This window comes from Dactylosporangium darangshiense (assembly GCF_039537565.1).
Taxonomy (GTDB): domain Bacteria; phylum Actinomycetota; class Actinomycetes; order Mycobacteriales; family Micromonosporaceae; genus Dactylosporangium; species Dactylosporangium darangshiense.
Genome location: NZ_BAABAT010000020.1, coordinates 1 through 21147 on the forward strand (window position 1 = coordinate 1; position 21147 = coordinate 21147).

The 21147-nt window shown below is 71.9% G+C and carries 20 protein-coding genes, 1 pseudogene and 1 riboswitch; of the genes and pseudogenes, 6 read left to right on the forward strand and 15 right to left on the reverse strand.

Annotation, left to right across the window (positions count from 1 at the left end; genetic code table 11):
* A pseudogene (locus ABD901_RS31015) lies at nt 1–207 on the forward strand (hypothetical protein); the annotation flags it as partial.
* A 283-nt stretch (nt 208–490) separates the two neighbouring features.
* On the opposite strand, the gene pepN reads toward ABD901_RS31015, so the two are convergent.
* Nucleotides 491–2920 (reverse strand): aminopeptidase N, encoded by a 2430-nt coding sequence (pepN, locus tag ABD901_RS31020; RefSeq protein WP_345131994.1) that lies wholly within the window; start codon nt 2918–2920, stop codon nt 491–493.
* Between the two features lie 57 nt (nt 2921–2977).
* Between pepN and ABD901_RS31025 the strand changes: the two genes are divergently transcribed.
* Nucleotides 2978–3514, forward strand: a complete 537-nt coding sequence (locus ABD901_RS31025) for a DUF4240 domain-containing protein (RefSeq protein ID WP_345131996.1) — start codon at nt 2978–2980, stop codon at nt 3512–3514.
* Here ABD901_RS31025 and ABD901_RS31030 read toward each other — a convergent pair.
* The 10 genes from ABD901_RS31030 to ABD901_RS31075 form a co-directional block, all read right to left on the reverse strand.
* Nucleotides 3507–4256: an ABC transporter ATP-binding protein gene (locus ABD901_RS31030; RefSeq protein ID WP_345131998.1), complete on the reverse strand. Its 750-nt coding sequence runs from the start codon at nt 4254–4256 to the stop codon at nt 3507–3509. The two genes, ABD901_RS31025 and ABD901_RS31030, sit on opposite strands and share 8 nt — an antisense overlap.
* Nucleotides 4247–5122, reverse strand: coding sequence for an ABC transporter permease (locus tag ABD901_RS31035; protein WP_345132000.1), 876 nt, complete (start codon nt 5120–5122; stop codon nt 4247–4249). The genes ABD901_RS31030 and ABD901_RS31035 overlap by 10 nt, the downstream gene beginning before the upstream one ends.
* A complete protein-coding gene (locus tag ABD901_RS31040; RefSeq protein ID WP_345132003.1) occupies nt 5119–6105 on the reverse strand; it encodes an ABC transporter substrate-binding protein in 987 nt (328 codons plus the stop codon). Before ABD901_RS31040 ends, ABD901_RS31035 begins: the two co-directional genes overlap by 4 nt.
* Nucleotides 6102–7214: an agmatinase family protein gene (locus ABD901_RS31045; protein ID WP_345132005.1), complete on the reverse strand. Its 1113-nt coding sequence runs from the start codon at nt 7212–7214 to the stop codon at nt 6102–6104. The genes ABD901_RS31040 and ABD901_RS31045 overlap by 4 nt, the downstream gene beginning before the upstream one ends.
* Before the next feature lie 58 nt (nt 7215–7272).
* A riboswitch (guanidine-I (ykkC/yxkD leader) is annotated at nt 7273–7370 on the reverse strand.
* Between the two features lie 55 nt (nt 7371–7425).
* Nucleotides 7426–8163 (reverse strand): urease accessory protein UreD, encoded by a 738-nt coding sequence (locus ABD901_RS31050; protein WP_345132007.1) that lies wholly within the window; start codon nt 8161–8163, stop codon nt 7426–7428.
* Nucleotides 8160–8837 carry an urease accessory protein UreG gene (ureG, locus tag ABD901_RS31055; RefSeq protein ID WP_380136813.1) on the reverse strand — a complete coding sequence of 226 codons (678 nt, stop codon included), beginning with the start codon at nt 8835–8837 and terminating at the stop codon, nt 8160–8162. Before ureG ends, ABD901_RS31050 begins: the two co-directional genes overlap by 4 nt.
* The gene (locus tag ABD901_RS31060) at nt 8827–9486 is read right to left on the reverse strand and encodes an urease accessory protein UreF (RefSeq protein ID WP_345132009.1); all 660 of its coding nucleotides are present in this window, start codon (nt 9484–9486) and stop codon (nt 8827–8829) included. The genes ureG and ABD901_RS31060 overlap by 11 nt, the downstream gene beginning before the upstream one ends.
* Nucleotides 9487–9488: 2 nt before the next feature.
* On the reverse strand, nt 9489–11198 hold the full coding sequence (locus ABD901_RS31065; RefSeq protein ID WP_345132011.1) for an urease subunit alpha: 1710 nt from the start codon (nt 11196–11198) through the stop codon (nt 9489–9491).
* 85 nt (nt 11199–11283) lie between these two features.
* On the reverse strand, nt 11284–11589 hold the full coding sequence (locus ABD901_RS31070; RefSeq protein WP_345132013.1) for an urease subunit beta: 306 nt from the start codon (nt 11587–11589) through the stop codon (nt 11284–11286).
* Entirely contained in the window at nt 11586–11888 is a 303-nt protein-coding gene (locus tag ABD901_RS31075) for an urease subunit gamma (protein ID WP_345132015.1), read from the reverse strand. Before ABD901_RS31075 ends, ABD901_RS31070 begins: the two co-directional genes overlap by 4 nt.
* A gap of 144 nt (nt 11889–12032) precedes the next feature.
* Here ABD901_RS31075 and ABD901_RS31080 point away from each other — a divergent pair, with 144 nt between their 5' ends.
* Nucleotides 12033–12971, forward strand: coding sequence for an AAA family ATPase (locus ABD901_RS31080; protein WP_345132017.1), 939 nt, complete (start codon nt 12033–12035; stop codon nt 12969–12971).
* 58 nt (nt 12972–13029) lie between these two features.
* Here ABD901_RS31080 and ABD901_RS31085 read toward each other — a convergent pair whose 3' ends face one another.
* The 3 genes from ABD901_RS31085 to ABD901_RS31095 form a co-directional block, all read right to left on the reverse strand.
* A complete protein-coding gene (locus tag ABD901_RS31085) occupies nt 13030–13770 on the reverse strand; it encodes a DedA family protein (RefSeq protein ID WP_345132020.1) in 741 nt (246 codons plus the stop codon).
* Nucleotides 13771–13949: 179 nt separating this feature from the next.
* Nucleotides 13950–14207 (reverse strand): UBP-type zinc finger domain-containing protein, encoded by a 258-nt coding sequence (locus ABD901_RS31090; protein ID WP_345132022.1) that lies wholly within the window; start codon nt 14205–14207, stop codon nt 13950–13952.
* Nucleotides 14204–15775, reverse strand: coding sequence for a Na+/H+ antiporter (locus tag ABD901_RS31095; RefSeq protein ID WP_345132023.1), 1572 nt, complete (start codon nt 15773–15775; stop codon nt 14204–14206). The genes ABD901_RS31090 and ABD901_RS31095 overlap by 4 nt, the downstream gene beginning before the upstream one ends.
* A 165-nt stretch (nt 15776–15940) precedes the next feature.
* On the opposite strand from ABD901_RS31095, the gene ABD901_RS31100 reads away from it, so the two are divergent.
* The 3 genes from ABD901_RS31100 to ABD901_RS31110 are packed head-to-tail and all read left to right on the forward strand — an operon-like array spanning nt 15941 to nt 19175.
* A complete protein-coding gene (locus ABD901_RS31100; protein WP_345132025.1) occupies nt 15941–17161 on the forward strand; it encodes a PP2C family protein-serine/threonine phosphatase in 1221 nt (406 codons plus the stop codon).
* Nucleotides 17158–18726, forward strand: a complete 1569-nt coding sequence (locus ABD901_RS31105; protein ID WP_345132027.1) for a sensor histidine kinase — start codon at nt 17158–17160, stop codon at nt 18724–18726. Before ABD901_RS31100 ends, ABD901_RS31105 begins: the two co-directional genes overlap by 4 nt.
* The gene (locus tag ABD901_RS31110; RefSeq protein ID WP_345132029.1) at nt 18723–19175 is read left to right on the forward strand and encodes a response regulator; all 453 of its coding nucleotides are present in this window, start codon (nt 18723–18725) and stop codon (nt 19173–19175) included. The genes ABD901_RS31105 and ABD901_RS31110 overlap by 4 nt, the downstream gene beginning before the upstream one ends.
* 187 nt (nt 19176–19362) lie before the next feature.
* Here the strand turns inward: ABD901_RS31110 and ABD901_RS31115 are convergent, their stop codons facing one another.
* A complete protein-coding gene (locus ABD901_RS31115; protein ID WP_345132032.1) occupies nt 19363–20718 on the reverse strand; it encodes a dipeptidase in 1356 nt (451 codons plus the stop codon).
* Nucleotides 20719–21147 lie beyond the last annotated feature (429 nt).

A 21147-nucleotide genomic window follows, 5' to 3' on the forward strand; every position in this document is an offset into this window, starting at 1 on the left:
GACGGGGTCGAGCAGGAGGTCTACGGGTTCCTGCTGGTGCACTACGCCATCCGCGAGCTGATGTGGCAGGCCGCCCAGCACGCCGGCGAGGACCCCGACCGGATCTCCTTCACCCGCACCCTGAACGTGATCCGCCGCCAGGTCACCGCCCAGGCGGCGTTTCCCCCCCGCACGACTGACCCGCGCACTACAGCGCAGCCGAGCTGAGATCCTGCACCGTCTCCTGCCGAAACGGCGGCTACGGGCCAACCCCCGCGTCATCAAACGCAAGATGTCCAACTGGGCCCTCAAACGAGCCAACCATCGCCACTGGCCCCAGCCCGACCGGCCCCACACCGAAACCATCGCCATCGCCGAGCCGTCCAAACCCGCCCCGGTCAAACTCGACCTCTACGCGATCACTTAAGTCAGCGGTATTGGGCCTAGCACCAGACCTCACGTCGCCCTTAGTACCCGCGCGCACGGCCCCGAACGCGCGGATGGATCGGCGTCACGTCGTGGTCCAGCGGCGCAGCTCGTCGGCGCCGTCGGCCAGCTCGCGCCGTAGGCGGGGGTCGAGGTCATCGGCGGCGAGGCAGGCTTCGGCCAGCGGGAGGGCCCGGGCGCTGTACAACGGAAAGCTGTGCCGCACGACCTGCAGTGCCGCAAGTGGATAGCGGCCGTCGAGCATCGCGGGCGCATCGGCGAAGTACCGCTCCACGTAGGCGTCCGTCAACGCCTCCTGGCCCGGCTGCCAGAAGGCCGAGGCGTTCGCGATCGCCAGCCGCGGGTTGGGGTCGTGGGCGAGCGTGCTCCAGGCCGCGGCCTTCGACTCCGGGTCGGGCAGCGCAGCCCGGCACGCGGCGGCCGCCTCGGCGCCCTTCGCGGTCGGGTCGCGGCGCTCCTCCGCGGCGATCTCGGACTGCGACGCGCCGCCCAGCGCGGACAGGCGGCGCAGCAGGGACCAGCGCAGGTCGGCGTCGACCGCCAGGCCGTCCGGGGCCGCGCCGTCGAGCCAGCCGCGCAGCAGCGGGACGTCGGGCTCGCCGGCGACGCTGGCCAGGGCGCGGGCGGTCGCCAGCTGGCGGCCGGTGCCGGGGGCCGCGCCGGCCAGGGCCGTGGCGCAGGCCTCGGCCAGAGGGGCGAAGGGGACCAGGCCGCGGCGGGCCAGCGAGTCGCGGGCGAAAGCCAGGACCTCGTCGAAGACGCCCTCCTGGCGCTCGGTGGGCAGCGCCGCCACGAGCAGGGCCAGGAACTCCGACGGGGGGATTTCGCGGTCGCGCACCGCGTCCATGACCGCGAGCCAGACCACGGCGCGGGCCAGGGGGCCCTCCAGGTCGGGGAGCACGGCGGGCAGCGCGGCGCGGCTGAAGGGGTCGAAGCGGATCTTGGCGTACGTCTCGTCGCCGTCGTTGAGGAGCAGGACCGTGCCGGTGGGGGCCGGGGTCAGGCCGGGGATCGTGGCGTGGGTGCCGTCGATGGTGAAGGGGAGGCGGCGGACGGAGCCGTCGGTGGCGTAGGCCGAGACCGTGAGGCGGTGGGGGCGTAGCGGGCGGCCGGTCTGCTCGACCGTCAAACCGGCCGGTGCGCCGGCCGCGCGGGACGGCAGGGGGCGCAGGGTGTTGGCGCCGCTGCTGCGCAGCCACAGCTCCGCCCAGCCGGTCAGGTCGCGGCCGGCGGCGTCGCCGAGCACCGACAGGAGGTCGACCAAGGCGGCGTTGGCGAAGCGGTAGCGGCGAAAGTACTCGCGCAAACCGGACAAAAATACGTCGTCGCCGAGGTGGACGGCCAGCTGGTGCAGGGCCGCGGCGCCCTTGGCGTAGGAGATGCCGTCGAAGTTCTGCAGGGCCACCTCCGTGTCGGCGACGCCGTCGGGGGCGACCGGGTGCGTCGACGGGCGCTGGTCGGCCAGGTAGCCCCAGCGCTCGCGCCAGATCGCGAAGTCGGCGGACGCCGTCGGGTGGCGGCCGGTCTCCGCCGCGACGCGCCAGCCCATGTACTCGGCGAACGCCTCGTTGAGCCACACGTCGTCCCACCAGCGCAGGGTCACCAGGTCGCCGAACCACATGTGCGCCATCTCGTGCAGCATCACCACGAAGCGGCGGTGGCGCTCGCTGTCGGTGACGCGGGCGCGGAAGAGGAACTCCTCGCGGAAGTTCACCAGGCCGGGGTTCTCCACGGCGCCGCCGGAGAACTCGGGGACGAACGCCTGGTCGTACTTGCCGAAGGGGTACCGCACGCCGAACAGCTCGTGGTAGCGGTCGAAGCCGGCCGCGGTCGCGCCGAAGAGCTCCTCGGCGTCGGGGGCGAGGGCGGCGGCCAGGCTGCGCCGGCACAGCAGGCCGAGGGGGATGCCGTCGTGCTCGGACTCGAGCACGTGCCACGGGCCCGCGAGCAGGCTGAACAGGTACGGCGCCAGCGGCGGCGTCGGCTCGAACGACCAGCGGCCGCCGTCGCGGCCGGCCAGCGGGGCGTTGCCGCGCACGATCCACTGCGGGGGCGCGAGCACGGTCAGGGCGATGGGCGCCTTGAGGTCGGGCTGGTCGAAGCAGACGAACATGCGCTGGGCGTCGTCGAGCGGTGCCTGGCCGTAGAGGTACACCTCCCCGTCCTCCGGGTCGGTGAACTTGTGCAGGCCCTCGCCGCCCCGCGAGTACGGCGCCGTGAACTCGACCTCGAGCCGGTTGCGCGCCGCCAGGCCGGGCAGCTCCAGCCGGTTGTCCGTGTGCTCGGCCAACGGGACGCCGTTGAGCAGAGCGTGCCGGATTCGACCGCCCTTGAGCTCGGCGAAGGTCGAGGCCCCGTCCGACGTACAGGAGAACTCGACCACGGTCCGCGAAACAAACTCGTCGTCGCGGGTCACATCCAGCTCAACGGCGTAGGAGTGCACGCGCAGCAGCTGCGCCCGGCGCACCGCCTCGATACGGGTCAAACTCGGCACGATCAAGACGCTACAGGGTTGGCCGGAGCGTGCGGCGGGGTGACAGACTTCGTTGCCGTGGACACCGATACTTTCTGGTCGATCGTCGACGGGGCGCGGGCCGCCGCCGGCGAGCGTGTCACGCCGGGCTTCGCCGAGCGGTTCACCGCCGAGCTGCGCATGCGCCTGGGCGCCCTCGAGAAGAGCGACCTGCTCGGCTTCGACGCGCGCCGCACCGAGCTGCAGGCGGCCGCCAACTCCTCCGCCATGTGGGCGACGGGGCGGATCGTGGCCCGCTACGCCGACGCGTTCGTCGACGGGCTCATCGCCCGCGGGCGCGAGGTCTACGAGCGGGCGGTGGCGAGCCCCGACGACCTCGCCGACGACCCGGTGGTGCGGGCCGTCGCCGCCGGCGACCTGCCGGCACACGAGCTGGCGCCGCGGGAGGTCGAGGACCTCGCCGAGGATCTGTACGGCGAGGCCGACGACTACCCGATGCTGCTGCGCGCGCGGACCGGCCAGGTCGCCCCGCTGATCGAGGACGACTGGGACGACGAGGACGACCAGGCCGTCCGCAAGCACCTGCCGAAGATCTCGGCGCTCTTCCTCAAATAGAGGAGCGCACCAGATCCTCGACGTCGGCGCGCAGCCGCAGGAAATCCGGCGCACGCTTGGCCAGCCGGTCGCGGTCGTCCGGCAGCGGGACCGGCACGTCCGCGGCCACCCGGCCGGGGTGGCTGGCCAGCACGACCACGCGCTGGCCGAGGAACACGGCCTCCTCGACGTCGTGGGTGACCATGAGCACCGTCGTGCCCGTGTCGCGCCACACGCCGCGCAGGAAGACCTGCATGTCCTCCTTGGTCTGCACGTCGAGCGCGCCGAAGGGCTCGTCGAGCAGCAGCACCCGCGGCTCGCACGCGAGCGCCCGCGCGATCGCCACCCGCTGGCGCTGCCCGCCGGACAGCTGCTTGGGCAGTGCGGCGCGCAGGCCCGACAGGCCGGTCTCGGCGAGGTACCAGTCCACCCTCGCCCGCCGCTCCGCCCGCGGCAGGCCCAGCAGCTCCAGCCCGAAGCCGATGTTCTGCTCGACGGTCCGCCACGGGTAGACGGCGCCGGACTGGCAGACCAGGCCGCGGTCGGGGCCGGGCCCGGTCACCGCCTCACCGGCGAGCGTGACGGCGCCCGAGGTCGGCGCGACCAGCCCGGCGACGATCGACAGCAGCGTCGACTTGCCCGAGCCGCTGGCCCCGACCACGCAGACGAACTGCCCCGCCGCGATGTCGAGAGAAACATTTTCCAAGGCCGCTTTGGTACCCCAGGTGCGCCCGACCCCGGCCAGCGCCAGCACTACACCCACCGTCCGATCCGGTTGCGCGCCAGCCGCAGCAGCACGTCGGTGGCGACCCCGACGAGGGCGATGACGACGAGGATGGCGAAGATCTTGTCGGTCTGGGTGAACCGCTGTGCCAGCAGGATCCGCTTGCCGAGGCCGGTCTCGCTGTTGACGAGCTCGGCGACGACGACGAGGTTCCAGGCGGCGGCGAAGTTGACGCGCACGGCGTCGAGCATCCCCGGTAGCGAGTGCGGCACGATGATCTTGCGCAGCACCTCGCCCCGGCGGGCGCCGAGGGTGTAGGCGACGTCGATGAAGTCGCGCGGCACCAGGCGTACCACATCCGCGGTCATCAGCATGTTGAAGAAGACCGTGCCCAGGAAGATCAGCGCGATCTTCGGGTTCTCGCCGATGCCCAGCCAGATCAGCAGCAGCGGCGTGAACGCGGCCGCGGGCAGGTACCGCAGCAGCCCGCTCAGCGGCTCCAGCAGGGCGTTCGCCGCGTTGAAGCTGCCCATCGCGATGCCCAGCGGCACCGAGACGAGCACCGCGAGCCCGAAGCCGTAGAGGATCCGCTGCAGCGTCGCCCACAGGTCGGTCCACAGCTGCCCGCTGGCCGCCATGTCGAGCCCGGCGTGCCAGACCTTGTCCGGCGCCGGCAAGTAGCGCGGGTCGACCGCGCCGGTGGCGCCGAGGACCAGCCAGACGGCCAGCGGCAGCAGCACCGACAGCGCGGCGAGCGTGATACGCGCCGCCGGCGGCAGCGGGGCCCGGATCGCGAGGACGGCCCGGGGCGGCCGGACGGTGCGCCGGCGCGGCAGTGGGCGCCAGGATGCCCGCACCGACGGCGTCGCCTCCGCGCTCACCCCGGCCGCCGTCGCCGCCGTCACCGCACGGCCTTCACGAACTTGGGCTCGAACAGCCCGCCCAGCGGCGGCGCCGTCTCGACCAGCTTGGTGCTGACCAGGAACTCCGCGATCTTCTTCGCCTGGAAGTCGAGGTGGGTGGCGTCCGTGCCGGACTCGAACGCGGCGAGGTTCTGCTCCTTGGTGAAGATCGTGGTGCCGGCGTCGTACGTCTTGTAGTCCGCGTCGGACACCCCGCCCTTCTTCGCCATGATGCTCACCGCCTCGGCCGGGTTCGCCTTGATCCACGCGACGGTGTCGAACCAGGTCTGCACGACTGCCTGCACCTGGTCGGGGTGGTCGGCGACGTACTGCGACTGGAACGACAGCGTGTCCGGGATCGCGCCGGGGAAGTCCTTCGACGTGGCAACGGCCTTGCTGCCGGCCCGGCCCAGCGCCGTGGTGGTGAACGGCGCGAAGACGCCGACCGCGTCGACCTGCCCGGCGACGAACGCGGCCGCCGCGGCGTCGGTGAGCAGCGGCGTGAACGTGACATCCTTCTCGGTGAGCCCGGCCTTCTCCAGGGCGAGCAGCAGCAGGTAGTGATCGACGGTGCCCTGCTCGGCGGCGACCTTCTTGCCCTTGAGGTCGGCGACCTTCTCGATGCCGGGTGCGGCGATGATCTGGTCATTGCCGGTGGAGTTGTCGTTGAGCAGCACGATCGTCTGCTTCGAGCCGCCGGAGACGGACGACAGCGTGTCGTTGAGGGTCTGGCTGTTGCAGGTCAGGTTGCCGGTGGCCAGGGCGTTGAGGCTGTCGGTGTAGCTGTCGAAGTACTTGAGCTCAACCGCGACGTTGTTCTTGGTGAACAGGCCCTTCTCCTGTGCGACCTGCCACGGGAACCAGCCGGGCCAGGCGCTGAAGCCCAGGGTGAGGCTCCCCGACGCCGACTGGGCGTCCGACTTGTCGGAGCAGGCGGCCAGGAACGCGGCCCCGGCCGCGCCGAGCAGCAGTGAACGACGCTTCATGACGCTCTCCTAGGAAGGTGCCCGGCGCGCACGAGGCAGCCGAGGGTGTCGCAGATGACCCGGGTGGCGATGAGCGCGGTGATCTCGGCGTTGTCGTACGGCGGCGAGCACTCCACGACCTCGATGCCGGCGAGCGGCTTCTCCGCGATGAGCTGGATGAACTTGAGGACCTCGCGGGGCAGGAACCCGCCCGGCTCGGGCCACCCGGTGCCCGGCACGAAGGCGGCGTCGAGGCAGTCGACGTCGAAGGACAGCCACACCGCGTCGGCGCCGTCCCACGCGACCTCCAGGGCGCGCTCGGCCGCGGCCTCGATGCCCATCTCGACGCAGTCGGTGACGGTCATGATGGTGGTACCCCGCTCGCGGCCGACCTTGACGCCCGGGCGCGGCGCCTGCCAGCCGCCGATGCCGATCTGCACCAGGTTCTTGGGCGGCACGTTGGGGATGTCCGTGGCGTGGAACCACGGCGTGGTGTGCATCCGCTCGTCGAGGTCCGTCTCCTGGGTGTCGACGTGCCGGTCGAAGTGGATGATGCCGAGGTTGCCCTGCAGGTGCTGCGCGACGCCGCGCACGGTGGGGTAGCCGATGGAGTGGTCGCCGCCGAGCACGACCGGGAACGCGCCGGACTCGTAGACGTGCGCGACGGCCTTGGAGATCTGGTCGAACGTCTTCTCGATGTTCGCCGGGATGGTGAAGATGTCGCCGAGGTCGGCGATGGTGATCGACTCGCGCAGGTCGACGCCGAGCTCGAAGCTGTACGGCCCGTACAGCGCCGAGATCTTGCGGATGCCCTGCGGGCCGAAACGGGTGCCGGAGCGGTACGTGGTGCCGCCGTCGAACGGCGCGCCGAGCACGGCGACGTCGTACTCGCCGCAGCGGCGCACGTCCTCGAGGTAGGGCGCCTTGAGGAAGGTGTTGATGCCGGCGAAGTGGGGCAGCTCGCCGCGGGAGAACGTGGGGATGCGCTTGTCGACGATCGAGTCCGCGCCCGGCAGCCCGAGCTCGAGCCCGCGCGCGACCTCCTCCTCCCACTTGGTGGTGGGCAGCTCGGCCTCGCGCTCGACGGCGTAGCGGGCCTCCGGCCCGTAGTGGTTGTGGAACAGACCCATTCGGACAGACCCCTTCGGGTGTGGCTGTCCGGCCACGGAGCAGCCGGACGCGACGGCTGTCTCCCGGGCTTTTGTCCCGCCGTGGAACGCCCGCTGCCGGGCGCCTGCGCCTCTCGGACCAGCCGGCATCGCCGCGGAACCCTAGGCGCGCCTCACCATTGGTGAGTCGCTCGTGAGTAGACGCCCCGGCCGTTACTCACGCTTTGCTCGTCTATTGCGCGGTTGTAACCAGCCGCTCGGTGACCCGCCGGGCGGCGGTGAGATCGTCCCCGATCACTGTGGCGACCAGGCCTCCGCGGGCGAGCGGCATGACGGCGGCGTGGAGGGAACCAGATAAATCCGAAATCGTCCCGATTTCTGATTTATCCGACATTTCGGTTACGTCCGTTGTTGCGACCAGCGTTGCCAGCAGGCGCGCGCCGTGCAGGATCGCCGGGCCGTCGGGGTGCGAGGGGCCGACGGCGACGTCACTGCGGTACCAAGGCCGGGAGTTTCTGCGAATCGACGTCGACAGCCGCAGGTCGCCGGGGGGCTCGCCGTGGCGGCCGAACACCGCCTCCTCGCGCCACAGCAGCCGGGCGCCGGCGGCGACCTCGACGACCGACGCGTTGTGGTGCCGGCAGCGCGCGGCCGCGACGATCGGCTCGGGCAGGAACGCCAGGAACCCGCCCTCCCCCACCGTCGCGTGCACCGCCAGGCGCGACTCGGCGCCGTCGCGCCCGGGCAGCGCGATGCTCGCCGCGACCGTGCGCAGCCACAGCCGCGCGCCCGGGCCGACCTCGATCTCGAGGCTCAGGTCGTCGCCGCCGAGCGGGCCCGCCGCGCCCCCGACGAGGTGGACCTCCTCGGGGCCGGTGCGCCGCGGCAGGAGCGGCGCCTCGCCCTTGAGCACACGCAGGGCCGTCCGGCCGCCCGCAAGCTCGGCCACGATCCGAGCTACCGCCTTCACGGCACCAGACCGCGGATCCACTCCTGGACCGGCTTCGCGGCGCGGTCCTCGACCAGGGACAGGAACACCGTCGGCAGGTCGCCGCGGCGCGCGGCGGCGTCGCGCTCCATCACCCCGAGGTCCGCGCCGACCAGCGGGGCCAGGTCGGTCTTGTTGATGACGAGCAGGTCCGCGGAGGTGACGCCGGGGCCGCCCTTGCGCGGCACCTTGTCGCCGCCGGCCACGTCCACGACGAAGATCTGACGATCGACCAGGCCGCGGCTGAACGTCGCGGTCAGGTTGTCGCCGCCGCTCTCGACCAGGATCACGTCGAGCGGCCCGAGGCTCTCCTCAAGCTCCTCGATCGCGTCGAGGTTGGCCGAGATGTCGTCGCGGATCGCGGTGTGCGGGCAGCAGCCGGTCTCCACGGCGCGGATGCGCTCGGCCGGCAGGACGCCGTTGCGCAGCAGGAAGTCGGCGTCCTCGGTGGTGTAGATGTCGTTGGTGACGACGGCGACGCGCAGGTCGTCGGACAGCGCCCGGCACAGCGCCGCGACGAGCGCGGTCTTGCCGGACCCGACCGGGCCGCCGATACCGATCCGCAGCGCCCGCTCCGAGTCGGGCAGCGGGTGGTGCGGGTCACCGTGCGGGTGCGGGTGGTCGTGGTCGGCCTCGTGATCGTGTTCAGCTTGCAAAGAGCCTTACCTCCCATGCGGCGTGGTCCTCGGCGGAAACGTCCAGCAGCGGCGCCGATGCCGCCGGCAGGTCCGACGCGGGCCCGTTGGCGAATGTCGCGGCCTCCCGCGCCACGGCGTCGCACGCGTCGCCGAGCTCGGCGAGCAGGGCATGCACGCGGTACGGGTCGAGCCCGAGCAGGCGGACCGCCGCGCTCGCCGGGCCGGTGATGCAGTGGTACGCGGCCAGCAGTGCCGCCTCCTCGGGCGTCAGGCCGGCGGCCGCGGCGGCGACGCCGAGCGCGACGGGCTGCGAGGCCCGGGCGCGGGCGGCCGCGGCCACGTGCTCGCCCGGCCAGACCACCTGCGCGGCCCGGCACAGCGAGCGGCCCTGCCGCCGGGCGGCCAGGCGCAGCGCCGGCGACGGGGTGCGCGCGTCGAGCTCCTCGTCCAGCTCCTCGACCGCCTCGGGGCGCGCGCAGGCGGCGGCCGCGAACGCGGCGGCGACCAGGCCGCCGGTGCGCAGCCGGCCCTGCAGGAACGCGCGCAGGTCGTCGAGGCCGCGCACACGGCCGCCGGCGACGGCCGCCTCCAGGCCCGAGGAGTGCGCGTGGCCGCCGGACGGGAACCGGCCGTCGGCCAGCAGCAGGAGCTGTGTGAACGCGCGCATGGCTAGAACAGGAAGTACCGCTGGGCCATCGGCAGCTCGGTGACGGGGTCGGGCTCGACCACCTCGCCGTCGATGCGGACCGTGAACGTGTCGGGCTCGACCTCGATGCGCGGCAGGGCGTCGTTGCCCGGCATGTCGGCCTTGCCGCGCGAGCGGGTGTCGGCGACCGCGGCGAGCCGGCGCCGCAGGCCGAGCCGCTCGGCCAGGCCGTCCTCGATCGCCGCCGGCGCGACGAAGGCGAGGCTGGTGGCCGGGGCCGCGGCGCCGTACGCGCCGAACATCGGCCGGGACAGGATCGGCTGCGGCGTCGGGATGGACGCGTTCGCGTCGCCCATCGCGCCCCAGGCGATCGCGCCGCCCTTGATCACGACGTGCGGCCGGACCCCGAAGAACGCCGGGTCCCACAGGACCAGGTCGGCGAGCTTGCCGACGGCGACGGAGCCGACCTCGTGGTCGATGCCGGCGGCGACCGCCGGGCAGATGGTGTACTTCGCGACGTACCGCTTCGCGCGCTCGTTGTCGGCCGGCCCGTCGCCCGGCAGGGAGCCCCGCCGCCGCTTCATGACGTGCGCGGTCTGCCAGGTGCGCAGCACGACCTCGCCGACCCGGCCCATCGCCTGCGAGTCCGAGCCGATGATCGAGATCGCGCCGAGGTCGTGCAGGAGGTCCTCGGCGGCCATCGTCGAGGGCCGGATCCGGCTCTCGGCGAACGCCAGGTCCTCGGGCACGCTCGGGTTGAGGTGGTGGCACACGATCAGCATGTCGAGGTGCTCGGCGAGGGTGTTGCGGGTGTACGGGCGGGTCGGGTTCGTCGAGGACGGCAGCACGTTGGGGTGCGAGGCGACCGTGATGATGTCGGGCGCGTGCCCGCCGCCGGCGCCCTCGGTGTGGTACGCGTGGATGGACCGCCCGGCGATGGCGCGCAGGGTCTCCTCGACGAACCCGGCCTCGTTGAGCGTGTCGGTGTGGATGTTCACCTGCACGCCGGAGGCGTCGGCGACCCGCAGGCAGGCGTCGATCGCCGCCGGGGTCGTGCCCCAGTCCTCGTGCAGCTTGAAGCCACCGGCGCCGGCCCGCAGCTGCTCCCACATCCCCGCTTCGGAGACGGTGTTGCCCTTGCCGAGCAGCAGCACGTTGACCGGCCAGGGGTCCAGCGCCTCGAACATGCGGGCCAGGTGCCAGGCGCCGGGCGTGACCGTGGTCGCCTTGCTGCCCTCGGCCGGCCCGGTGCCGCCGCCGACGATCGTGGTGATGCCGCTGGCGAGGGCCTCCTCCAGGATCAGCGGGGCGATCAGGTGTACATGACAGTCGATCGCGCCGGCCGTGAGAATCCGCCCGTTGCCGGCGATGATCTCCGTCGACGGGCCGATGACCAGCGCCGGGTCGACGCCGTCCATGATGTCGGGGTTGCCGGCCCGGCCGATGCCGACGATCCGCCCGTCGCGGATGCCGATGTCGGCCTTCACCACGCCCCAGTGGTCGAGGATGAGCGCGCCGGTGATCACGGTGTCGGGCGTGCCCTCGGCGCGCGTGGCCCGGGACTGGCCCATCGACTCGCGGATGACCTTGCCGCCGCCGAAGACGGCCTCGTCGCCGCCCGCGCAGTGGTCCCGCTCCACCTGGATGAACAGGTCGGTGTCGGCAAGGCGGACCCGGTCGCCGGCGGTGGGGCCGTAGAGGTCGGCGTACCGACGGCGATCAAGCTCAGTCACTCCGTCACCTCCGCTTCGCTCCGGTAACGGAGTGACTCAAAGCTGTATTCATGGTGAGCGGCCCCTCCGCTTCGCTCCGGACCGCTCACAGCGCTCCTCCAGCCCGGCCGCGCAGGCCCGGGACGACACGGTTGCCCGCGAGAGGCACCAGGGTGACCTCGCGGGCCACGCCGGGCTCGAACCGGACGGACGTGCCGGCGGGCACCCCCAGCCGGTGGCCCCAGGCGGCCTCGCGGTCGAAGTCGAGGGCCTCGTTCGCCTCGGCGAAGTGGTAGTGGGAACCGACCTGCACCGGGCGGTCGCCCGTGTTGGTGACGGCCAGCACCAGCTCCGGCCGCCCCGCGTTGATCTCGATCGGCCCGTCCCCCGGGACGATCTCGCCCGGGATCACGGGATCGGGTGGTGGACGGTCACGAGCTTGGTGCCGTCCGGAAACGTCGCCTCCACCTGCACCTCCGCCAGCATCTCGGGGACGCCTTCGAGGACGTCGTCGCGGCCGAGCACGTGCCGGCCGGCCTCCATCAGGTCGACCACGGTCCGGCCGTCCCGCGCGCCCTCCAGCAGGAAGGCGGTGATGAGCGCGACGGCCTCCGGGTAGTTGAGCTTGAGCCCGCGGTCCCTGCGGCGTTGCGCCACGTCGGCGGCGACGTGGATCAGCAGGCGCTCCTGCTCGTGGCGGGTCAGAAACAAAGGTCACCTCATCGGGGGAAGGTGCACGCGGATGCTGCCACCCCGATGTTTCACCCCGATTACCTTGCTGCACAGCCTGTCCGGGCAAATGGCCCCGCAACGGGCGCGTGTTAGGCTCCGGACGCCCACTACCTGGAGAGTTGCATGAGCAATCACCGGTCCGTCGTCATCAACGGGGACCTCGGCAGCGGCAAGTCGACGGTCTCCGTCGAGCTCTCGAGCCGGCTCGGGCTGCGTCGCATCAGCGTCGGCGACATGTACCGGGAGATGGCCCAGCGCCGCGGCATGACCGCTCTGCAGCTCAACCTGCACGCGGAGCTCGACGACGCGATCGACAGCGCGGTGGACAACCTGCAGAGCGAGATCGCGCAGTCCGGCGAGCAGCTGATCGTCGACAGCCGCCTCGCCTGGTTCTTCTTCCACGAGGCGTTCAAGGTCCACCTGATCACGGAGCCCAACGAGGCGGCCCGCCGGGTGCTGGCCCGCCCGCACAGCGAGGTGGAGAACTACGCCTCGCTGGAGGAGGCGAAGAAGAACCTGCACAGCCGCAGCGAGAGCGAGCGGATGCGGTTCCTGACCCGCTACGGCGCGGACAAGTACAAGCTGCGCAACTACGACCTGGTCGCCGACAGCACCCGGGCCACGCCGGACCAGGTCGTCTCGGCCGTCCAGGCCGCGTTCGAGGGGAGCCTCGGCGCCGCGATCCTGCGCGAGCAGGCGCCGCTGCTGCTGCTCGACCCCATGCGGGTGTATCCGACGCGCGAGATCGACTTCGCCGATGAGACCCTCGCCCAGGAGCTCGCCGGCGCCCGGATCGAGGACCTCGAGCCGCTCACGATCGGCCACAGCGGCCAGGACTACTACGTGATCGACGGGCACCGCCGGCTCAGCGCCGCCGTGCAGAACGGCCTGCACCTCGTGCCGGGCCTGCTGCTCGCGGAGGGCGAGGAGCAGGTCACCAACCGGCACAGCGCCAACGACTACTTCCGGTTACACGTGACGCCCGAGGCGATCGAGGCATGGGAGCGCGTGCACAAGACCGAGCTGCACAGCCCTTCTGAGGTGCGCGCCGGTCAACAGTGAGTAGCGGCACTCTGGCGTTGCCGTAACGGCCGCACCTGCGGCCTGACCGGGGCCGTGCCTACTGCGCCGCCGACTCCAGGCCGTTGACCTGCACGACGACGTGCTCGGCGGCGGCCACGGCCTCGGCGGCGACCAGCACCTCGATCGCGGCCATGGGCTCCGCGGCGGCGAGGGTCTCCATCGCCGTGCGGCGCCGGCAGATCCGCGCGGGCGGGCGGCCCTGCTCCGCGGCGCGGCGCCGGGCCTTGCCGACCATCCCGAGCAGCGGCGCGCCTGCGACGAACAGCACCGCGCCGGCCCCCACCAGCGCCAGGGGCAGCCAGGACGACTCGGCGATGGCCTCGCCGCCGAAGTGGCCCAGCAGCGCGCCGTAGGACGCCCAGAGGACCCCGGCGACCACGTCGTAGCTGGCGAAGCGGCGGGTCGAGACCCCGTTGCGCCCGGCGTAGACGGCGGTGATCATGCGCCCGGCCGGCACGAACCGGCAGAACAGCACGGCCAGGAAGATGTGCTTCTGCATCGCCTCGTTGAGCTTCGTCGCGATCGCCTGTGCCCGGCGCGGCAGCGCGCGCCCGCGGCCGCCCCGGCGGGCGAGCCGCCGGCCGAGGAAGAACGCGAGCAGGTCGCCGGCGACGACCCCGCCCGCGCCGGAGAGCACGAGCAGCAGGAGCTCCACGTGCCCGGACGTCGACAGGATGCCCCCGCCGATCATGAGAGCCTGGGCTGGTACCACAGGAATGAAGGCGTCAACGGTGAGCAGCACGAGCACCGTGGCGTAGAGCACGCCCGGCGCGGACACAAGGTCCAATATGGCGCTTACCATTGTGAGCTCGCCATGGCCCCGCCCCTATCCCCCGGTTTTACCGCTGTTTCCCCCGTTGACCATGGCAACACGATCGCGCCGAACTGCATGCCCAACTCGCAACGATTGTGTCCCGCGTCTCCTTTGAAATCGCTGAGAACACGGCATTTGCCTGCTCAGCCCACCGTTTCGTGGACGAAGCACCAGCGCCAGTACTCCCCCGGCTCGATCGACTGCATCACCGGGTGATGGGTGAGCAGGAAGTGCTGGGTCGCGTGGCGCCGCGGCGATGAGTCACAGCAGGCCACATGGCCGCACGCCAGGCATTGGCGCAGGTGTACCCAGTCGGTGAAGCCGCCCGCGATGCACTCCGGGCAGCCGTCCACCTCCGGCGGCTCGACCTTCTCGGCGGCCTCCAGATGCACGCAGGTCACAGGTCCTCCCGCTCGAGCAGCGTCTCTTCCAGGTCCATGTCGCGCTGCGCCTGCCGCAGCGTCTCCTCCGGGATGCGCCCGGTGTCGCGCGCCTTGCGGAACACTTCCCGCTCGGCGTTCAGCATCTCGCGCCGCAGCCGGGCGTACGCGGCGGACGGCGTTTCCCGGCCGGCGCGCCCGAGCCGTTCCCACGCCAGGTTGGAGCGGCTCTGCGCCACCAGCCGCAGCCGCTCGACGACGCCCTCGGGCGCGTCGGCGGCCACCTCCTCCAGGCGGTCCTTGCCGGCCCGGGACGCCTCGTGCTGGACCGTAGCCTCCGCGAGCGCGTCCTCCTTCTGGTCGTCCGGCGGGACCCTCAGCCAGCGGGCGACGGTGGGGAGGGTGGCTCCCTGCAGTACCAATGTGGCCACGATGACGCCGAAGGCCAGGATCACGAAGAGTCCGCGCGGATAGTACGCGTCGCCGGGCAGGTGCTCGGGCAGCGAGAGCGCGGCGGCCAGGGTGACGGCGCCGCGCATGCCGGCCCACGAGATCACCGCCGGCGCGGCCAGCGGCGGGGCCGGGTCGCGGCGGCGGACCTTCGGGATGAGCCGGGTCAGGTACGTCGTGGGGAACAGCCACGCGATCCGGGCGAGGATCACCACGCCGACGACGGCGACCAGCGCGCCCATGGTGAAGGCGAAGGAGCGCTCGACGTGCGCGACCAGCGCCCGCAGCTGCAGGCCGACGAGCAGGAAGACGGCGCCCTCGAGCAGGAACTTCACCATCCGCCAGAAGGCGTCCATCTGCAGCCGGGAAGCGGCCGACATCAGCGTCGGCATCCGGTGGCCCAGCGACAGGCCGCAGACCACGACCGCGACGACCCCGGAGGCGTGGACCCGTTCGGCCGGCAGGAACACCACCCAGGGTGTGAGCAGCGACACGGCGTTGTCGATGAGCGGGTTGGTGATCCGCTTGTGGACGAAGCCGACAACCAGCCCGCCGGCCACGCCGAACGCGATGCCGCCGATGACCGCGATCGACGCCGTCTCGGTGATCGACCAGCCATCGACCGCCTCGCCGACCGCCGCGGCCACCGCGACCCGCAGCGTCACCAGGGCGCTCGCGTCGTTGATGAGGCTCTCGCCCTCCAGCACGGTGACGACCCGCCGCGGCAGGCCGATGCGCCGGGCGACCGCCGTGGCCGCGACGGCGTCGGGCGGAGCGACGACGGCACCGAGGGCGAAGCAGGCGGCCTGCGGTACCGCCGGCATCAGCATGTGCAGGGTGAACCCCACGGCGGCGGTGGTGAACAACACCAGCCCCACCGCGAGGAGCAGGATCGGGCGAAGGTTGAACTTGAAGGCGGGCACCGATGTCTCCAGCGCCGCCACGTAGAGGATCGGGGGCAGGATGCCGACCAGCACGACGCCGGGGTCGAGCTCGATCTCCAGCAGGCCCGGGATGAACGAGATGCCGATGCCGACGACGACCAGCAGGATCGGCGACAGCATGCCGATGCGGCGGGCGACCACCGAGGTGGCGACCACGACCGCGATCAGTCCGACGACGTTATCCAGCCCGTGCACGCGCGAAAGCTTATCCATGGGACGCGGTTGGGTGATGGGCACGTGCGAAGGCGGCGCCGGGCCTGAGACACTGCACCCGCACATGCGCCCAGCCGTCACGTAGGGGAGGATCATCCTTATGTGTGCCGCGCGACAAATACTTGAGCCCATTGGCCGGGTGTGAGCATGACCGATCTCGGCGCACCGGTGGATCTTCGTAGGCGGCGGATCGGTCCGTTCGCCGGCGAGCGGATCCGCGTGCTGCTGGTCGAGGACGACCCCGGCGACGCGTTCCTCGTCCGGGAGCTGCTCGCGGAGGCCGACGCGCCGTTCGACGTGGAGATCGCGCAGACGATGCGCGAGGCCCGGCCCCGCTTCCGCGACGTGCAGTGCATCCTGCTCGACCTCGGGCTGCCCGACGCGAGCGGCCTCGACGGGCTGCGCCAGGTGCTCTCGCACGCGGCCGGCGCCGCGGTCTGCGTGCTCACCGGCCTGGAGGACGAGCACCTGGGCATCGCCGCGGTGGCCGAGGGCGCGCAGGACTACCTGGTCAAGGGCAGCGTGGACGGGGCCGGGCTGTCGCGCGCGGTGCGGTACGCCGTCGAGCGCCGCCGCGCCGAGGACCAGGCCCGGCTGCTGCGCGAGTCCGAGCTGCGCCAGGCCGAGTCGTCCCGCCTCGAGCGGGGCCTGCTGCCGCAGCCGCTGATGCGCAGCGTGCCGGCCGAGCTGTACTCCATCTATCGCCCCGGCCGCGACCGCGCCCTGCTCGGCGGCGACTTCTTCGACGCGATCGGCGTCGACGGCGGCACCCGCCTGCACCTGCTCATCGGCGACGTGTGCGGCCACGGCGTCGACGAGGCGCCGCTGGGCGTTGCGCTGCGTGTCGCGTGGCGGGCCCTCGTGCTCGCCGGCGTGCCGGAGGAGCAGGTCCTGGACTCCCTGGAGCAGGTGCTGGTCGCCGAGCGGCGCACCGACGAGCTGTTCGCGACGGTGGCGGTGGTCACCGTCGACCTGGCCGCCGGCACCGCCCGCGTCCGCCTCGCCGGGCACCCGCCGCCGATCCTGCTCAGCGGCGGCCGGGCCGTGCCATGCGACGTCGAGCCCGGCCTGGTGCTGGGCGTCGTGCCGGGCATGCCGCGGCCGGCGAGCGAGATCGCGCTGGAGCCGGACGGCAAGTGGGCGCTGCTGCTGTACACCGACGGGCTCATCGAGGGCACGGCCGGCCCCGACGAGCCGTCCGGCGAGCGCCTGGGCGTCGACGGGCTGTGCCGGGTGCTGCAGAGCCCCGAGCGCGCCGCCGCCCCCGACCTGCCGGGCTGGCTCGCGCAGCAGGCCGAGGCGCACAATGGCGGCCCGGTCCCCGACGACATCGCCGTCCTCCTGCTGACACCGTTGGGAACGCCATGACGCCGTCCTCCTGGTCGCTGTGGCGGCGCATCACCGCCCTGTGCGCGATCGTCGCCGGCCTGCTGGGCCTGATCGCGGTCAGCGCCACCGTGACGGCCGCGGCCAACCGGACCGACACCACCAAGGTGATGGACCGGCTCACGCCCGCGCTGGTCAATGCCGAGCGGCTGTACTCCCAGTTGCTGCGCCAGCAGTCCAGCGCGCGCACGTTCGCGTTGTCGGGCCGCGACGCCGACCTCGACAGTTACCGCGACGCCCAGTCGCAGGAAGCTCAGATCCTCGCCGACACCGAGCGCCTGGTCAGCGACGAGCCGGCCCTGGTCTCCGCGGTCCACGACGTGGCGGCGGCGACGGCGGCGTACCGCAACCAGATCACCGAGCCGCTCATCCAGGCCACGCGCACCGACGGCGTGAACCCGGACCGGGCCTCGCCGACGGACCGCTCGCGGTCCGTCTACAACGACGCGGCCGGCCGCATCAGCATGCTCTCGCAGCGCCTCGCCGCCCGCCGCGACGCGGTGGCCCGGCAGGTCCGCGAGACCAGCGACGTGCTCATCCTGCTGCTCGTCTTCGCCGCCGTGGTCGTCGTCGTGGCCGGCGTCTCGCTCGCCCTGCTCCTGCGCCGGCTCGTCACGCGCCCGGTCACCGGCCTCGCGGCCGAGGTGCGGCGGGTGGCCGGGGGCGACTACGACTACGAGATCCACAGCTCCGGCCCGCCCGAGCTGACCGCGCTCGCGAGCGACGTCGACGCCATGCGCCGGCGGATCAACGCCGACCTCACCGACGTACAGGAGGCGCGCCGGCTGGTCGAGGAGGCCAACCGGATGCTCGAGCAGCAGGCCTCGGAGCTGACCCGCTCCAACCGGGACCTCGAGCAGTTCGCCTATGTGGCCAGCCACGACCTGCAGGAGCCGCTGCGCAAGGTGGCGAGCTTCTGCCAGCTGCTCCAGCGTCGGTACTCCGGCCAGCTCGACGAGCGCGCCGACCAGTACATCGGCTTCGCCGTCGACGGCGCGCAGCGCATGCAGCGGCTGATCAACGACCTGCTCGCGTTCTCGCGCATCGGCCGGCTCACTAACGGCTTCTCCGACGTCGACCTCAACAAGGTCGTGCTCGACGCCTCCGCGCAGTTCGACGCCCAGCGCGAGGCCACCTCCGCCGAGATCGTCTTCACCGACCTCCCGGTCGTGCGCGGCGAGGAACCGCTGCTGGGCGCCCTGTTCAGCAACCTCATCGGCAACGCCATCAAGTTCCGCCGCCCCGACGTGCCCCCGCGGATCGTCATCGACAGCCGCCCTGCGGACGACGGCACGTTTGAGATCACCGTCGAGGACAACGGCATCGGCATCGAGCCTGAGTTCGCCGACAAGGTCTTCGTGATCTTCCAGCGCCTGCACGCCAAGGAGACGTACCCCGGAACGGGCATCGGCCTGGCCATCGCCAAGAAGATCGTCGAATATCACGGCGGACGGATCTGGATCGACCCCGAGTACCGCGAAGGTACGCTGTTCCGGTTCACGCTCCCGATGCCCGTCCCCGAACCCGTTGAGGAGTCCGCCTCATGACCGCCCCCGTTGAAGCATCCCTGCCGATCGAGGTGCTGCTGGTCGAGGACGACCCAGGCGACGTGCTCATGACGCAGGAGGCGTTCGAGGAGCACAAGGTCCGCAACAAGCTCAACGTCGTGCAGGACGGCGAGGAGGCGCTGGCCTATCTGCGCCGCGAGGGCCGCTTCGCCGACGCGACCCGCCCCGACCTCATCCTCCTGGACCTCAACCTGCCGCGGGTCGACGGCCGGGAGGTTCTGCAGGTCATCAAGGAGGATCAGGACCTGCGCCGCATCCCCGTCGTGGTCCTGACCACGTCCCAGGCCGACGAGGACATCCTGCGCAGTTACTCCCTGCACGCGAACGCCTATGTCACGAAGCCGGTGGACTTCGACAGCTTCATCGCCGTGGTACGCCAGATCGACGAGTTCTTCGTCAGCGTCGTGAAACTCCCGCCGCGCGGCTGACTTTCGCCCTTTTCAGTCACCTTTACACGGATTTACACGGAAAAGTCCGGCCCGCTCCGCAGGGCCGGACTTTTCCGACATATCATCATTTACCGCGCCGCGCCCGGTCTCGGCCTTGCGGCTTTTTTCTGGTATGGCTTTACCTATGTGGCTTTTTGCCTATTTCGCTTTACCTATGTGGCTTTGCTTATGCGGTCAGCTGTGACACCTTCGACAGCAGCAGCGCCTCGGCGATGCACACGCGCTCGAACTCGGCCAGGTGCAGGCTCTCGTTCGGCCCGTGCGCGCAGGTGTCGGGGTCCTCGACCCCGGTGACCAGGATCGCGGCCTTCGGGAACAGCTCCTGGAACGTCGCGATGAAGGGAATCGAACCCCCTATTCCCATGTCCACCGGCTCCGCGCCGTCCCACGCCTCGGCGAACGCCTGCCGCGCCGCGTCGAACGCCGGCCCGGTCGCGTCGATGGCGCAGGGCTCCCCGAGCTGCTCGAGCTCGATCGTCACGCGGGCCCCCCACGGCGCATGCCGCCGCAGGTGCTCGGTGACCGCGTCGTACACGCGCTGCGCCGAGTCCCCCGGCGCGATCCGCACGCTGAACTTGGCCTTGGCCACCGGAACGAGCGCGTTGGGCGCCCCACCGGTCGCGGGCGCGTCGATGCCGAGAATCGAGATCGCCGGCCGCGTCCAGAGCCGCTCGACGAGCCGCCCGCTGCCGATGAACTCGACCCCGTCGAGCATGCCGGCCTCGGCCCGGAACCGCTCCTCGGGATAGTCCAGCGGCGCCGAGGGCGTGCGCAGCAGCCCTTCGACGGCGACGTCCCCGTGCTCGTCGTGCAGGCTGGCGATCAGCCGGGACAGCGTGATCAGCGCATCGGGCACCGCGCCCCCGTACTGCCCGCTGTGCACGGCGTTCTGCAACACCCGCACCTCGACGAACCCGTTGACGATCCCGCGCAGCCCGGTCGTCAGCGCCGGCTGCCCGATGTCCCAGTTCCCCGAGTCCGCAATCACGATGACGTCGGCCGCGAGGTCCTCGCGATACTCGCGCAGCAGGTCCTCGAGCGACTCCGACCCGTACTCCTCCTCGCCCTCGATGAACACGACCACCCCGACGGGCAGGTCGTCCCCGAAGGCACGCAGGGCGGCAACGTGCGCCATGACACCGGCTTTGTCATCGGCAACCCCGCGCCCGTACAGCCGCCCGTCCCGCTCAACGGCCTCGAACGGATCGCTGACCCACTGCGAGAGGTCCCCGACGGGCTGGACGTCATGGTGCGCGTACAACAAGACGGTGGGCGCACCGGGAGGCGCGGGCCGACGCCCGATGACCGCGGGCTGTCCACCCTTGCGCACGACCCGCACATCGGGCAGCCCCACCCCACGCAGCAACTCGGCAACCGCCTCAGCAGACCGCTCCACGTGACTGTGATCAAACCCGGCGAACGCAATGCCCGGAATCCGGACAAGACGCTCCAGATCGGCGCGTACACCTGGCATCTCCCGCCGGATCGCGGCACGGAGTTCTTCCTCGGTTCGCACTGTCATACGCAGAACTTACTGCGCACGCAGCCCGACCGTGCTCTCCGCTCCCCTTCCCGCCCCCCATCGGCCAGCCCTCAACCCGAGGCTCGCCAACGCCAACTCGGCCAACCACAACGCATGGCACCCGCCACCCAGCGAATTGCCCCGCCCCGCCCCACACCCAGCCACTCTCATGATCGCCACCACCGCCCGAGGTGGCGGCGCCCCCGTCGCGCCACCGCACCGGCCGGAGCCCTTACGCTCGTCCACGCGGACCGTCGAGGCCCTCGGCCTTGAAGTAGCCGAGCCGTGTGCCCTACCTCCGTCGACACCTACGCCTGAGCCTGCGCCCTGCGCCTCCGCCTCCACCGGCTCACCGTCCGAGCCGGCCGGAGCCCTTACGTTCGTCCACGCGGACCGTGCCCTACCTCCGTCCACACCTGCGCCTGAGCC